Origin of the sequence: Mesorhizobium sp. M1396 (genome assembly GCF_040317725.1) — a bacterium.
Classification (GTDB): Bacteria; Pseudomonadota; Alphaproteobacteria; order Rhizobiales; family Rhizobiaceae; genus Mesorhizobium.
On record NZ_JAMYLA010000010.1, the window covers coordinates 42016 to 56371 of the forward strand.

At 64.1% G+C, this 14356-nt stretch carries 12 protein-coding genes; 5 read left to right on the forward strand and 7 right to left on the reverse strand.

All coding sequences use genetic code 11. The features are described 5' to 3' along the window. Position 1: 1 nt before the first annotated feature. The 4 genes from NKH02_RS08535 to NKH02_RS08550 form a co-directional block, all read right to left on the reverse strand. Positions 2-664, reverse strand: coding sequence for an aminotransferase class IV family protein (locus NKH02_RS08535; RefSeq protein WP_352877879.1), 663 nt, complete (start codon positions 662-664; stop codon positions 2-4). Next, the gene (locus tag NKH02_RS08540; protein ID WP_352877880.1) at positions 613-1758 is read right to left on the reverse strand and encodes an aminodeoxychorismate synthase component I; all 1146 of its coding nucleotides are present in this window, start codon (positions 1756-1758) and stop codon (positions 613-615) included. The genes NKH02_RS08535 and NKH02_RS08540 overlap by 52 nt, the downstream gene beginning before the upstream one ends. A gap of 202 nt (positions 1759-1960) precedes the next feature. Continuing rightward, the gene (locus NKH02_RS08545; protein WP_352863297.1) at positions 1961-2740 is read right to left on the reverse strand and encodes a helix-hairpin-helix domain-containing protein; all 780 of its coding nucleotides are present in this window, start codon (positions 2738-2740) and stop codon (positions 1961-1963) included. 363 nt (positions 2741-3103) lie between these two features. After that, positions 3104-4951, reverse strand: a complete 1848-nt coding sequence (locus NKH02_RS08550) for a M3 family oligoendopeptidase (protein WP_352878039.1) — start codon at positions 4949-4951, stop codon at positions 3104-3106. Between the two features lie 160 nt (positions 4952-5111). On the opposite strand from NKH02_RS08550, the gene NKH02_RS08555 reads away from it, so the two are divergent. Next, positions 5112-6647, forward strand: coding sequence for a sigma-54-dependent transcriptional regulator (locus NKH02_RS08555; protein WP_352877882.1), 1536 nt, complete (start codon positions 5112-5114; stop codon positions 6645-6647). 360 nt (positions 6648-7007) lie between these two features. Beyond that, positions 7008-8837, forward strand: a complete 1830-nt coding sequence (locus NKH02_RS08560) for a peptidoglycan L,D-endopeptidase MepK (protein WP_352877883.1) — start codon at positions 7008-7010, stop codon at positions 8835-8837. Positions 8838-9020: 183 nt separating this feature from the next. Here the strand turns inward: NKH02_RS08560 and NKH02_RS08565 are convergent, their stop codons facing one another. Next, a complete protein-coding gene (locus NKH02_RS08565) occupies positions 9021-9659 on the reverse strand; it encodes a 2-dehydro-3-deoxy-phosphogluconate aldolase (RefSeq protein ID WP_352877885.1) in 639 nt (212 codons plus the stop codon). A 200-nt stretch (positions 9660-9859) separates the two neighbouring features. On the opposite strand from NKH02_RS08565, the gene trhO reads away from it, so the two are divergent. From trhO to NKH02_RS08580, 3 genes are all read left to right on the forward strand, one after another. After that, positions 9860-10780 carry an oxygen-dependent tRNA uridine(34) hydroxylase TrhO gene (trhO, locus tag NKH02_RS08570; RefSeq protein ID WP_352877887.1) on the forward strand — a complete coding sequence of 307 codons (921 nt, stop codon included), beginning with the start codon at positions 9860-9862 and terminating at the stop codon, positions 10778-10780. A gap of 124 nt (positions 10781-10904) precedes the next feature. Next, positions 10905-11642: a tellurite resistance TerB family protein gene (locus NKH02_RS08575; protein ID WP_352877888.1), complete on the forward strand. Its 738-nt coding sequence runs from the start codon at positions 10905-10907 to the stop codon at positions 11640-11642. Between the two features lie 310 nt (positions 11643-11952). Further along, positions 11953-12708: an SDR family oxidoreductase gene (locus NKH02_RS08580; RefSeq protein ID WP_352877890.1), complete on the forward strand. Its 756-nt coding sequence runs from the start codon at positions 11953-11955 to the stop codon at positions 12706-12708. On the opposite strand, the gene NKH02_RS08585 is transcribed toward NKH02_RS08580, so the two are convergent. Both NKH02_RS08585 and NKH02_RS08590 read right to left on the reverse strand, forming a co-directional pair. Beyond that, positions 12709-13083: a YciI family protein gene (locus NKH02_RS08585; protein ID WP_352877893.1), complete on the reverse strand. Its 375-nt coding sequence runs from the start codon at positions 13081-13083 to the stop codon at positions 12709-12711. A 50-nt stretch (positions 13084-13133) separates the two neighbouring features. Then, the gene (locus tag NKH02_RS08590) at positions 13134-14318 is read right to left on the reverse strand and encodes a pyridoxal phosphate-dependent aminotransferase (protein WP_352877895.1); all 1185 of its coding nucleotides are present in this window, start codon (positions 14316-14318) and stop codon (positions 13134-13136) included. Positions 14319-14356 lie beyond the last annotated feature (38 nt).

The window sequence follows — 14356 nt, forward strand, 5'->3', positions numbered from 1 at the left end:
CTCAGGTAAGTTTGGCCGGAATCAGTCCGCGCAGCGAATTGCCGACGAACAGCGTCCTTGCGGATTTCAGATCGTCCAAGCTGTAGATCGCTTCACGGGCGCGGCCTTCATCCAGAAGCCCGGCGCGCAATACGCCAGGCAGTAGGCCGCAGTCGAGCCGGGGCGTCGCCAGCGCGCCGTCGCCGAAATCGGCGAAGACATTGGTGATGGTGCCTTCACAGATTTCGCCGCGCTCGTTGGCCAGGATCACCTCGTCGGCCTGGGTGATGAGATATTCGGCGCGGGCGTGCGTGTAGAGCTGCCGCCGGCTGGTCTTGTGGCGCAGCAGCGGATCGTGCGAATCGAGCCTCGTTCGCGCCAGCCGCAGCGTCCAGACCCTGTCGGCGGCAAGCGGTTCGTAGGGGTGTGCCGAGGCGGTCACCTCGCCGTCATGCGACAGGACGAGGCGGGTGCGCATGGCAATGCCGGACCCGCTGACCGCGCTGCTCAGCACGTCGCCGACCTTGCCCGGATCACAGCGGAAGCCGAGCTCAGCCGCCGAGCCATAGAGGCGGGCGAGATGACGATCGAAGCGCAGGAAACCCGAGCCGGGTTCCCAGCGCATGGTCTCGATCAGCTGGAAATCGGCGGTGTTCCCGTCGCGAAGCGCGCTTTCAGCAGACACTCCTGATACTCCTCCCGCGCCGTCGAATCGAAGACGACGCCGCCACCGACATTGTAGATGGCCTCGCCGCCGGAAAAGAGCGAGATGGTGCGGATCGCCACGGAAAAGCGCATCGTGCCGCCGGGCGCGATCCAGCCGATGGCGCCACAATAGACATCGCGCGGCGTGCCTTCCAGATCGTGCAGGATTTCCATGGCGCGAATCTTTGGCGCGCCGGTGATCGAGCCGCAAGGAAACAGCGCCGCGAAGATCTGGCGGATCGAGAGACCCGGCAGCAGTTTGGCCCTGACGTCGCTCACCATCTGATGGACGGTCGGATAGGTTTCGATGCGGAACAGCGCCGGCACGTCCAGCGTGCCGACCTCGCTGATCAGCGAGATATCGTTGCGCAGGAGATCGACGATCATGCGGTTTTCGGCCTGGTTCTTCTCGTCATTGCGTAGGAAGATCTTCTGCCGCTCGTCCTCGGCCTTGGTCGCGCCGCGGGACGCCGTGCCCTTCATCGGATGCGTCTCGATCATGCCCCCGGCGTCGATCTCGAAAAAGAGTTCCGGCGAGCGCGACAGCACGATGGGTTCACCGAGCGCGACGAGCGCGCCATACTTTACCGGCTGGCGTTCGGTCAGCGCATCGAAGGCGGCCAGCGGGTCGCCTGACCATTGCGCATGCACCGGAAAGGTCAAATTGCCCTGGTAGCAATCGCCCTGCCTGATGTGCTGGTGCAGCCGCGAGAAGCGCTTCTCGTAGTCCTTGGGCGACCACGTCGCGCGGGCGTCGAAGATCGGGCCATTGGTCGCCGCGGTGTTGCGGGGCGGCACCGCCTCTTCGACCGGCGCATCGAAAACGCCAAGGCACACGAGCGGAGCGCGGCGCCCGTCCGGCAGCAAGGGAACGAGCTTGGGTTCCAGCAGATACCCCGCCTCATAGGAGAAATAGCCGGCAAGCCATTTGCCGGCGTCGTGCGCGGCTTGCGCTGCTTCCAGTGCCGGCAGGAAATCCTTCGCCTCACGCGCCAAGATGACATCGGCCGGCCGGTCGAAAACGAGCTGGCTCGCGCTTTCGTCGTTGCGGAAAATGGCGGCGGGCACGGACATGGGACTCGGATGCTGCGGTCGATGAAGCCGTCGACCGCTCTATATGGGGGGCCGCTCGCGCGCAATCGAGGGAACGGCACGCTGCCACTCAAAGCCGACCTTGGGGCCGATCTCAAGGCCATTTCCGGGTCAATATTGCGGGCCAAAAACAAAACGGCGGCGCCCTGGGCACCGCCGTTTGCAACAATATTGCCTCTGCCGCTCAAGTGTTGCTGGCGGTTCCCGCAGTTGGAAACTGCTTGGCGAATTCCTTTTCGTTGCCGGCGGCGAGCAGCTTGGCCTGCTCGATCCAGCGCTCGCGTGCGATGCGGCCGTCGAAATTCATCACGTCCTCGATCCGCTTGACATCGGCGGCTGTCCAGCTGGCGATCTGGGCGAAGCTGGTGACGCCTTGCGCCTTGAGCAGCTTCTCGTTGACCGGCCCAATGCCGATCAGCCGACGCAGATTGTCAGGCTTGCCGGATGCTGGCTTGGCCGGTGCCGGTGCGGCTTTCCTGGCTGGGGCTTCCTTTGGTGCGGTCGAATTCTTGGCTGCCGAGGCCGCGGCTGCCGGCTTGCTCGCCGCGGACTTGACCGCAGGTTTCGACGCTGCCGGCTTTGGCGCCGCCGATTTCGCAGCCACCGCCTTTGCAGGGGCGGCCTTCGCGGCCGCCCGTTTGGCAGGCGCCGGCTTTACGGGCGCGGATTTGGCCGTCGAAGGTGTCGACATCACGGCCGAGGGGGCAGCGTTTGTCTTGGCACTGGCAGCGGGTGCTGCCTGCGCATCGCGCAGCCGGCGCTCAAGGTCGGCGCGAGTCTTGCCGCATGCATTGAGTTCACCGGTCAGCCGGTCGCTGTCGGCGCGCAGTCTGTCGCGCTCGCCGCGTGTGCGGTCGATGTCGCCACGCAAGCTGTCCAACTCACCGCGCAGGCGGCCCCACAGGAACCAGCCCACCAGCACGCCTACCAGGAACGCCAGGAGCATGTAGAAAAAAGTGCCCATTGTGTCTCTCCAGTCAGATCCGTCTGCCGTGGGGTCATGACCTTCGGCGAAGGACTACTCGATGGTGGTTCCGCGGTTCGCGGAACAGCCGGCTTCGGTTCGAGCTGTCGGCAATCGGCCTTGCTTGCCATGGCCAACGGCCATCGTCGCGTTCGCCTGAGTGCTACGGCCGGCTGAGATATTTCCTCGCAGATCCGCATGCGCTCCGGCTGAGCTTGTAGCGAAGGCTATCATAGAGCTCGTGGAAAGCTATCGGAAAAACTTCGGTGGAGAGTACTTCAAGAACAGATATTTAGAGCAAGAATACAGCCATACCAATGTGCATTCCGGCTAAACTGTTTGGTGACGCCCGCCGGACGCATTTCACGTGTCGAGCACTTCCAACTCGTCGATCAGGCCGCTGATGACGCCAAGCCCGATCTGCCAGAAGGCGGGGTCGGTGGCGTCAAGGCCGAAGGGCGCCAGAAGCTCTGAATGATGCTTGGTGCCGCCGGCGCGGAGCATTTCGAAATACTTGTCCTGAAAGCCGCGCTCGGCGTTCTGGTAGACCGCATAGAGCGAGTTCACCAGGCAGTCGCCGAAAGCATAGGCATAGACATAGAAGGGCGAATGGATGAAGTGCGGGATGTAGGTCCAGAACACCTCGTAGCCTTCGCGCAGCTTGATCGCCGGACCCAGGCTTTCGGCCTGCACTTCGAGCCAGAACTGGCCGAGCCTGTCGGAGGTCAGTTCGCCGTTCTTGCGCTCGGCATGCACCTTGCGCTCGAATTCATAGAAGGCGATCTGGCGCACGACCGTGTTGATCATGTCCTCGACCTTCTGGGCGAGCATGGCCTTGCGCTCGCGCCTGTCGGTGGTCTGGTCGAGCAGCGAGCGGAAGGTCAGCATCTCACCGAAGACGGACGCCGTCTCGGCCAGTGTCAGTGGCGTCGAGGCCATCAGCGCGCCCTGGCCGCTGGCCAGCACCTGATGCACGCCATGGCCAAGTTCGTGCGCCAGCGTCATCACATCTCGCGGCTTGCCCATGTAGTTGAGCAGCACATAGGGATGCGCCGACGGCACGGTCGGATGCGCGAAGGCGCCGGGCGACTTGCCCGGACGCACCGGCGCGTCGATCCAGTTGCGGTCGAAAAAGGTTCGCGCAATCTCCGCCATGTCGGGCGAAAAGCGCTGATAGGCGGACAGCACGGTGTTCCTGGCCTCGTCCCAGCCGATGATCGCCTGAGGCGTATCCGGCAACGGCGCGTTGCGGTCCCAATGGTTCATCACCTCCACGCCGAGCCACCGCGCCTTCATCGCGTAGTAGCGGTGCGACAGGCGCGGATAAGCATCGCGCACGGCGGACGCCAGGGCATCCACCACGCCGCGCTCGACGCGGTTGGCGAGATGGCGTGAATCGGCGATGTCCTCGAAGCCGCGCCAACGGTCTGAAATTTCCTTGTCCTTGGCCAGCGTGTTGGTGATCAGCGTGAAAGTACGCAAATTCTTGCGGAAGGTCGTGGCCAGCGCCTCGGACGCCCGGCGGCGCACCTCGCTATCGGCGTCCTGCAGGCGGTTCAGCGCCGGCTCCAGCGTCAACTCCTCGCCGTCGATGGCGAAGCGAAGATCTGTCATCGTCTCGTCGAACAGTCGGTTCCAGGCACCGCGCCCTGTGATCGATTTTTCGTGGAAGAGCTGCTCGACACGGTCCTCGAGCTGGTAGGGCTTGTCCTTGCGCAGATCGAGCACCCACGGCCGATAGTGGCCGAATGCGGGATCGCCGGCGAGCGCGCCTTCGATGGCGGCATCATCGATCAGGTTGAGTTCGAGCGCGAAGAACAGAAGGTGCGCGCTGGCGTCGGTCATCTTCTCCTGGATGTCGCCATAGAGCTTGGCGCGCTGCGGGTCGGCGGTGTTGCCGGCATAGACCAGTCCCGCATAGGAGACGATGCGGCCGATCAGTTCCTCCAGTGCCTCGTAGGCGACAAGCGCCTCGCCCAGCCTGCCTCCGCTGCCGCGCTCGGCCTCGGCGGCCAGCGTGCCCTTCCAGCGGCTCTCGAAGCTGATCGCATCGGTGGCCGCCTTGGCGATATCGCGCTTCAGCTCCGGCGCGTCCATGCCGGCATAGAGGTCGGCAAGGTTCCATTCCGGCAGGTCGCCAAGCTCGGCCGCGCCCTGGCCGGACGCTGGCGCCGCAAGCCGCCGAGCGGAAACCGTGTGCCCAGAAACCATGTGCATCGCCGACACCTTCCGTGGCCAAGGTTCAAGGGGAAACGAGAAGCCGGTCAAATCCTAAGGAATTCATTCACCGGGTTTTTTGAAACCTTATTTAGAACCCTGTGCCAAGATGGTCCACAGGGCAGTATTCCTCGGGCGGGCAGTCATACCAGTCATGACAGGTTCCATACTCATAGTCGATGATGATCCCGTGCAGCGCCGGCTGCTCGAAGCGGCGGTGACTCGGTTCGGTTACACGGCCATCGTCGTCGATGGCGGCGCGGCTGCTCTCGATGTCCTCGACGGGCCCAGCGCCCGCGAGGTTTCGGTGGTCATCCTCGATCTGCTCATGCCCGGTCTCGACGGCATCGGCGTGCTGAAGGCGATGCGCGAGCACGACATAAATGTCCCGACCATCGTGCAGACCGCGCAGGGCGGCATCGAGACCGTGGTGTCGGCGATGCGCCACGGCGCCTTCGATTTCGTCGTCAAGCCGGCGTCTCCGGACAGACTGCAGGCGTCGATCGGCAATGCGCTCAAGGTCGAGGCCGTCGAGGGCGAGGTCAAGCGCACGTCGCGCCGGCGCAGCGGCCTTCTGACCTTCAAGGACATGATCACGCACAGCCCGGCCATGGACAGGGTGATCCGCCTCGGCCAGAAAGCGGCGGCATCCAACATTCCGATCCTGATCGAGGGCGAGTCCGGCGTCGGCAAGGAACTGGTGGCGCGCGCCATCCAGGGCAGCGGCGACCGCCGCTCGAAACCCTTCGTCACCGTCAATTGCGGCGCCATTCCCGACAATCTGGTCGAATCGATCCTGTTCGGCCACGAGAAGGGCTCATTCACCGGCGCGACCGACAAGCACACCGGAAAATTCGTCGAAGCGCATTCCGGCACGCTGTTTCTCGACGAGATCGGCGACCTGCCGCTCGACGTGCAGGTCAAGCTGTTGCGCGCCGTGCAGGACGGGGAGGTCGATCCGGTCGGCGGGCGCTCGACCGTCAGGGTCGACATCAGGCTGATTTCGGCGACGCACCGCAACCTCCTGCAGCAGGTCAAGGACGGCAAGTTCCGCGAGGATCTGTTCTATCGGTTGAACGTCTACCCGATCTTCGTACCGCCGCTGCGCGACCGCCGCGACGACATCCCCTATCTGGTCAGCCATTTCATGGACAAGGTCGCGCCGGCCGACCCGCGTCGCCGCCTGCAAGGCATTTCGGCCGCGGCGCTCGCCGTGCTGCAGGCCTATGACTGGCCCGGAAACATCCGGCAGCTCGAAAATGCCGTCTTCCGGGCCTCGGTGCTTTGCGAAGGCGATGTGCTGACCACGGAGGACTTCCCGCAGATCCGGGCGCAGGTGGAAGGCACCGTCAACCTCGACACGGACGACGATGCGCCGTCGCCGTCCCTGCCTCCGGAGGGGTACGAAGAAGAAGCCTTGCCCGGCGAGGTTAGCCCGGCAACCGGGTCCGATGCGCCGGCCAGGTTGCCGCCCCGCTTCGGCACGTTGCGGGCGCTCGACGATCGCGGCAATGTACGCGCGCTGGCCGATGTCGAACTTGAGATGATCAAGCTCGCCATCGATCACTACAACGGCCAGATGAGCGAAGTCGCCCGCCGACTCGGCATCGGCCGCTCGACGCTCTATCGCAAGCTCAAGGAATACGGCATCGATCCCGAGACCGGCCGCGTCGACCGGCTCGCTTCCTGAGGCACAAGGCCGGCGCCAGTCCGCAATGCCACAATAGGCCGTATACCGGCCGTTGGCGGATTGTGGCGGCACAACGCTGTTCACGCATTAAGGCTAACGGTAACAGATCGTGTTCCGCGCAAAGGCGGAAACATGATCTAAACCAGTGGTTTACCAAGTAACCCTGTGTACAATTTTTGACGGGATATCGCCACGGTGTTACCGCATTTCGACTTCAATAAGCGATGATTAACCATTAGGATCGATATTCGGATGTGACCACGACACATCCGTTTGGACAAATCCGGGGACAAACGGCAGCCTGCAAGGCCTTTTGATTTGAACAGAATCGAACGACACACGAACGGGCGGCACCATCAAGTGAGCGTCTGGCCGAAGTGGCTGGCGGCGTTGATTGTCGCATTTGGTTTTGTCGCCGCGGCTGGGACTGGAGCCAACGCCGAAACACGTTCGCTGAAGCTTTATCACCTCCACACACACGAAAAGGCCGAGATCGTCTACAAGCGCAACGGCCGCTACGTCCCGGAGGGTCTCAGGAAGATCAACATCATTCTGCGCGATTGGCGTCGCAACGAGCCGACCAAGATGGATCCGCGTCTGCTCGATCTGGTCTGGGAAGCGTACCGGGAAGCTGGCGCCACGGACTACATCCAGGTCGTCTGCGGCTATCGCTCGCCGTCGACGAACTCGATGCTGCGCAGCCGCAGCCGGGGCGTCGCCGAGAAGAGCCAGCACATGCTCGGCAAGGCGATGGACTTCTACATTCCCGGCGTGCCGCTGAAGAAGCTGCGCAATATCGGTCTCAAGATGCAGGGCGGCGGCATCGGCTACTACCCGTCCTCCGGTTCGCCGTTCGTCCATATGGATGTCGGCAATGTGCGCCATTGGCCCGGCATCAGCCGCCAGGAACTGGTCAGCCTGTTCCCCAATGGCAAGACGCTGCATGTGCCGAGCGACGGCAGGCCGCTGCCCGGCTTTGAGCAGGCGCTCGCCTCCTACAAGGCGCGCAAGGGTTCGGGCTCGCCGGCCATCGAGTTGGCCAGCGCCGGTGGTAGCGGCAAGAAATCAGGCGGGTTCCTATCGGCCTTTTTTGGCGGCGGCGACGACGAGGCCGACGACAGCGCCGATGTCGAGACCGCTTCGGCCGCACCTCCGCCCAAGGCGAGAAACTTGAAGCCGGCCGCGGCAGCCAAGACCAGCAACCTCCCGGGCATCGCCATCGTGGCGCCGGAGAACGCGCAGCGCGCCGCGATTCCGCAGGTGACCGAGGAGCAGGCCCCCGAGCCGGAACAGGACACGCCGGAGACGATCATAGCGGCATTGCCTGCACGCAGCGTTCCGTTGCCTGATTTCGCACCACGACCGAAGGCCGATGTCGGCGCTCAGCCGCCTGAAAACGTTCCTTTTGGGATGGCGGACGCGACAGCCACCACCGAGCAGGCCGTGGCGACCGCACAGGCGCCGGCGACCGTTCCTTTCGGCATGGCCGATGCAACGGCTTCGGCTGATCCGGCCCAAATTGCCGTCAACAACATACCGTTGCCGACATGGCGCCCCGACACTTCGCTGCCAGCCGCTCTGGCTGCGTCGCCCAGCAAGACTGTGCTGATGGCGCTGGCCGATACGGCTGAGCACGGCAAGACCGGGACCGATGCGTTCTCGGTGCTGCCGACGGCGCGCCCCGAGATGGCCCAGCCGGACGCCGTCAAGGCCGTTCTCGACGAAGCCAATGCCCAGGTCGGCGCGGCCGACGAATACCAGGTTGCTTCCTTGTCCGCGTCCGAGCCGCGTTCGGCCTTCAACGATCCGTCGGGCAATGGTGCCGCATCGCCGCGCGAGGCTGTCGTTGCCCGCCCGGCCGGCTCCGATCCGGCCGCCGCGATCGGCGCCGGCGTGAAGACCACCCGCAAGGAATCGAGAGCCACCGCGCGCGACCTGAAGCCAGGCCCCAAGGCGATGGTGGTTGCCGCCGCACCGCAGGCCGCCCGCTGGGCACTGACCAGCGGTGAGAATGTCGCCACCGTTTCCAGCGCGACGACGGCGCCGGGCTACGCCTACAGCATCGTGCACACGGCGCCGAGCGAGGTCTATACGGCCGGCTTCCAGCAGGGCAACCAACTGGCCGACGCCAACCGCTTCACCGGCAATGCCGTCAAGTTCCTCTCGGTCGCCCGCTTCCAGACCAAGTAAGCGACCAGCCAATCGACAGAAGCCGCGCCGGGTAACCTGCGCGGCTTTTTGCCGCGAGACCAGCCGGTCTGACATTGCAGTGATCGTGGACGGCTCGAAACCTGCGACGGATCCTGCTTGCAACAGGAAAACCGCGACTCGCTCGACGCAAGTCGGCCGGTTTTTCATGCCGCGACGAAGGCCTTATTTCGCGAGCTTACTCGCTACGCGCGCCAGGGCTTCGATCTCGTCCCACCTGCCGGCCTTGACCATTTCGTCGGGCGCCACCCAGGAGCCGCCGACGCAGATGACATTGGGCAGGCTGAGATAGTCGGCCGCGTTCTTGCCGGTGATGCCGCCGGTCGGGCAGAATTTCACATCGGCGAGCGGCGAGGCGAAGGCCTTCAGTGAAGCGATGCCGCCCGACTGCTCGGCCGGGAAGAATTTGAGAAAGCGCAAGCCGGCTTCCCGTGCGGCCATGATCTCGCCGGGCGTGATGGCGCCGGGCAGCAGCGGAACATCGCTGTCGGCGGCTGCCGCCAGAAGCTCGCGGGTGATGCCGGGGCTGACGATGAATCGCGAGCCTGCGCTCGCTGCCTCTTCGAACTGCCTGATATCGAGAATGGTGCCGGCGCCAACGATGGCTTCCTCGACCTCACCAGCCACACGCCGGATCGCCTCAAGCGCGTCGGCGGTCCGCAGCGTGATCTCGATCGCCGGCAGGCCGCCGCGTGCCAGGGCGCGGGCCAGCGGCACGGCGTCGGCGACATTGGCGATCTTCAACACCGGGATGACCGGCTGGCCGTTGAGAAGCGACAGGAGGTTTTCGGTCTTGCTGGGCATCTGCTCTCCGTATCCTAGCTAAGGCGCGTCGCATGAATTGGTTTCGGCGTGACGCGCTTGACGGCAATTCAACCGATTAGCAGACGGGTGTTTTTCTGTCCATGAAACGAAGCGTGTCGCGATGTCACGCGCGGCCGATACTTGTCTGGATTCCGGCGCTGCCTTGAATCGGCTTGCGTGAGCGTTTAGTGGCTTCGGCCATGACATCACTTCCACCCCTTTGCGTCGCCGCGCTCTACCGGTTTGCCCGGCTCGACGGTTTCGAGGAACTCCGCGCGCCGCTCGCTGCCTTCTGTTGCGGGCGCGGCATCAAGGGCACGCTGCTCCTGGCGCATGAAGGCATCAACGGCACCGTCGCCGGCAGCGAAACGGCGATCGGCGAACTGATCGAGTATCTCGAAGCCGTGGAAGGTCTCGCCGGCCTCGAGGTCAAATACAGCGTCGCCGCGGAAATGCCGTTCCATCGCATGAAGGTGCGGCTGAAGCGCGAGATCGTCACCATGGGCGTCGCCGATATCGATCCGGCGACGAGCGCCGGAACCTATGTCGCGCCGGTCGACTGGAATGCGCTGATTTCCGAGCCCGATACTGTTATCATCGACACGCGCAACGCCTACGAAGTGTCGATCGGCACCTTCAAGGGCGCGATCGACCCCGCTACCGCCAGCTTTCGCGAGTTCCCGGCCTGGGTGGAAGCGCACCGGACGGAGTTCGAAGGCCGCAAGGTCGCGATGTTCTGCACCGGCGGCATACGCTGCGAAAAGGCGACCGCCTATGTCAAATCGCTCGGCTTCGAGGACGTCTTTCATCTCAAGGGCGGCATCCTCAAATACCTCGAGGAGGTTCCGGCCGAACAGAGCCTCTGGCAAGGTGAGTGCTTCGTCTTCGACGAACGGGTTTCGGTGTCGCACGGACTTGCCGAGGGCGAGGCGGAACTCTGCCGAGCCTGCCGCCATCCGCTGACGCCGAGCGACCTGACATCGCCTAAATTTGCCGCCGGTGTTTCGTGCCCGCATTGCTTCGATGCGCGTTCGGACATGGACCGCCAGCGTTATGCCGAGCGTCAGCGGCAGGTCGAGCTTGCGCAGGCGCGGGGCAGGGATCCGCACATCGGATCGTAGGTCCGCTCTGTTATCGACAGCTACGGCACAGCGACGGTTTGTCATTGTAATGCAAGGGTTCGGGACCTACGTCTTCGACGTTCGAAACCTGCCCGTCCGGCCGGGCAAATCCTGGAGGCACTGAATGTTCGATCCCAAGAAGCTTCTCGACGATCTGCTCGGCTCGCAAATCCCCGGCACCAGTGGCACCGTTCGCGACAAGGCGGGCCAGGCGGTGCAGATGGCCAAGGACAACCCGCTGGCCGCTGGAGCGCTCGCTGCGGTGCTGCTCGGAACCGGTGCCGGCCGCCAGGTGACGGGTACCGCGGTGAAGCTCGGTGGATTGGCCGCGATCGGCGGCCTCGCCTACAAGGCCTACCAGAATTACAAGGCCGGCAATGCTCCGGCCGAGACGCCGGCAGCCGGCGAACCTGAATTGCTGCCGCCGCCCAAGGACACCGCCTTCCACCCGTCGCAGGCGCCGCAAGGCGAGGACGAATTCACGCTGACCCTGGTGCGGGCGATGATCTCAGCAGCAAAGGCCGACGGCCATATCGACGATGACGAGCGCCAGAAGGTCGCCGGCAAGCTCAGCCTTTCGGGGATCGGCTCCGACGCCGAAAAATTCCTGATGGCGGAGCTGGCGAGCCCGCTTGACCTCGACGCGCTGGTGGCTGGGGCCCAGACCGATGCGCAGAAGCTCGAACTCTACACCGCATCGCGCCTGACCATCGATCCCGACACACGCGCCGAGCGCGGTTACCTCGACCTGCTCGCCGGCCGGCTCGGTCTGCCGGATGCGCTGGTCGATCATGTCGAGGCGACGGTTTCGGCGGCCAAGGTGCCGGCCCAGGCCGGGACTTCACCCAATCCGCGCTGGTAGGTCAAAACGGCACAGGCAGCCTTTCGGGCGTTAACCTTTCGTTAACTCAGGAAGCGCATGATTTTACGCAGTCGGATCGGCTTTTCCTCCTCCCAAGCCCGGTTCAGATCAGGGCGGTCGCCAATGACCGCCCTTTTTGTCGGCACGATCTGCTCACCTGAGCACGATCTCCAGCAGAAATCGGATTCCAATTTTCGGATCATGCTTTGTGCTTCGGCTTGCCATCGCCGCCATCATTTGCGATGCCTTTGCTTCTTGCGCAAACCCGGAAAATAGTGCGTGCGCGCGTTGCTGCCGGAGGACAACAGCCATGACCGTAAAACGAACCGCCATCGTCACCGGCGCCGGCACCGGCATCGGCAAGAGCGTCGCCACGGCGCTGCTCAAGGCCGGCTGGAACACAGTGTTCTGCGGGCGCCGCAAGTCGGTGCTGGATGCCGCGGTCGCCGAGGCCGGCCGCACCGACGCCAAGGCATTGGCGGTTGCCTGCGATATCAGCAAGGCCGGCGAGGTCGATGATCTGTTCGAGACGGTGGCGGCGGCCTTCGGCCGCGTCGACCTGCTCTTCAACAACGCCGGCATGGGTTACAAATCGACGCCCATCGACGAGATCCCGGTCGAGGTGTGGAACGATATCGTCGGCGTCAATCTCACCGGTTCGTTCCTGTGCGCTCGCGCCGCCTTTGGCGCCATGCGCAAGCAGCGGCCGATGGGCGGCCGCATCATCAACAATGGCTCGGTGTCGGCCTACGCGCCGCGCCCAGGCTCCGTGCCCTACACGGCAACCAAGCATGCCATCACCGGGCTGACCAAGACGCTGGCGCTGGACGGAAGACCCTATGACATTGCCTGCGGGCAAATCGACATCGGCAACGCGCTGACCGACATGGCGCAGCCGATGACGGTCGGCGTGCCGCAGGCCAACGGCTTGATCGCCGCCGAAGCGGTGATGGACGTTCAGCACGTTGCCGACGCCGTTGTCCACATGGCCAGCCTGCCGCTCGACGCCAACGTGCTGTTCATGACGGTGATGGCGACCAAGATGCCGTTCGTCGGGCGTGGATAGTTATTTCCCAGCCAACGGCACGCCCGGCAGGTAGAGCGCGATTGGACGGATTTCGTAGACGGCGGTCGGATTAACGCGGCGCAGGTCGCGGGCGATAACGATCGCATCGTCACGTGTCGCGCAGTCGACGACATAGAGACCGAGGAGTTGCTCCTTCGTCTCGGCGAACGGCCCGTCAAAAACGGTTCCGTCGCCCGGTCCGCGCAAGGTGCAGGCCGACTGGGTCGCCCCAAGCCGCGCCGATGGGCCAAGATTGCCTTCCCGGTAAAGCCGATCGTTAATTTCGAGCAGGTCGACCATCAATGCCGCGTCCTGCTCCGGCGTCAGCGCGGTGATGGCTCCTTCCACATGGTAGGCGAGGATGGCGTAAAACATCGAGTCACCTTCTGTCGTGATTGCAAACATCCAGCGCCGGTCGCACAGCCTCACTTGCCCAAGAACGCTCCGATCCGCTCCAGTGCCCGCAAGATGTTCTCCTCGGAGTTGGCGTAGGAGAGCCTGATATAGCCTTCGCCGAGAAGGCCGAAATCGGGGCCGCCGATCAATGCCACGCCGGCCTCGTCGAGCAGCGCCGAAGCGAGCTTCTTTGCTTTCCAGCCGGTCTTCGAGACGTTGGGGAAGGCATAGAACGCGCCCTTGGGCGTGATGCAGGAAATGTTGGGCAGGGCGTTCAATCCCTCGACCACGATCTTCCTGCGGCGGTCGAAAGCGCGCATCATCTTGTCGACATCGTCCTGCGGGCCGTCGATGGCCGCGATGCCGGCAAATTGGCTCGGCGCGTTGACGCAGGACCAGCAATTGACCGCCAGCTTGCGCACCTTGTCGTAGAGGTGAGCGCCCTTGTCGCCATTCGGCCAGATCGACCAGCCCATGCGCCAGCCGGTCATCGCCCAGGTCTTCGACCAGCCATTGAGCACGATCAGCCGGTGGCGGATCTCGGGAAAGCCAAGCAGCGAGCAATGCGTCTCGCCGTCATAGGTCATCACGTCGTAGATTTCGTCGGAGAGGATGGCGACCTGGGGATGCGCCTCCAGCCCCTTGACCAGCTTCTCGATCTCGGCCCGCGGCGTGACGCCGCCGGTCGGGTTGGCAGGTGAGTTGAGGATCAACAGCCTGGTCTTCGAGGTGATCAGCGCCAGAGTCTCCTCGGCGGAAAAGGCAAAGCCGTTTTCCTCGCGCATCGGTACTGGAATAGGTGCCGCACCGGTGAACTCGATCATCGAGCGGTAGATGGGGAAGCCCGGATCGGGGTAAAGGATCTCGGCGCCAGGCTCGCCGAACATCAAGATCGCGGCGAACATGGTCGGCTTGCCGCCGGGCAGGATCATCACCGTTTCAGGCGATATCTCGACGCCGGTGGTGGTCAGCGTGCGCCGCACCACCGCCTCGCGCGTTGCCAGCAGGCCATTGGCCGGCGTGTAGCCGTGATGGCCGTCGCGCAGCGCCTTGATCGCCGCCTCGACGATGTGCTGCGGCGTCTTGAAGTCGGGCTGGCCGATGCCGAGATTGACGATGTCGCGGCCTTGGCTCGCAAGGGACGTCGCCCGTGCCAGCACGGCAAAGGCGTTTTCCTCGCCGAGACGGTCGAAGGCCGAAATCGTGTGGAGCATTTTTCCCGTCCGTGTGGTTCTTACTGTGAGGTTGCGGT

Bases quoted from the DNA above. Each gene is read 5' to 3' on its own strand.
- NKH02_RS08585 (WP_352877893.1), bottom strand. From the start codon at position 13,083: ATGTTTTACGCCATCCTCGCCTACCATGTGGAAGGAGCCATCACCGCG.
- NKH02_RS08590 (WP_352877895.1), bottom strand. From the start codon at position 14,318: ATGCTCCACACGATTTCGGCCTTCGACCGTCTCGGCGAGGAAAACGCC.
- NKH02_RS08580 (WP_352877890.1), top strand. From the start codon at position 11,953: ATGACCGTAAAACGAACCGCCATCGTCACCGGCGCCGGCACCGGCATC.
- trhO (WP_352877887.1), top strand. From the start codon at position 9,860: ATGACATCACTTCCACCCCTTTGCGTCGCCGCGCTCTACCGGTTTGCC.
- NKH02_RS08565 (WP_352877885.1), bottom strand. From the start codon at position 9,659: ATGCCCAGCAAGACCGAAAACCTCCTGTCGCTTCTCAACGGCCAGCCG.
- NKH02_RS08545 (WP_352863297.1), bottom strand. From the start codon at position 2,740: ATGGGCACTTTTTTCTACATGCTCCTGGCGTTCCTGGTAGGCGTGCTG.
- NKH02_RS08550 (WP_352878039.1), bottom strand. From the start codon at position 4,951: ATGGTTTCTGGGCACACGGTTTCCGCTCGGCGGCTTGCGGCGCCAGCG.
- NKH02_RS08540 (WP_352877880.1), bottom strand. From the start codon at position 1,758: ATGTCCGTGCCCGCCGCCATTTTCCGCAACGACGAAAGCGCGAGCCAG.
- NKH02_RS08575 (WP_352877888.1), top strand. From the start codon at position 10,905: ATGTTCGATCCCAAGAAGCTTCTCGACGATCTGCTCGGCTCGCAAATC.
- NKH02_RS08555 (WP_352877882.1), top strand. From the start codon at position 5,112: ATGACAGGTTCCATACTCATAGTCGATGATGATCCCGTGCAGCGCCGG.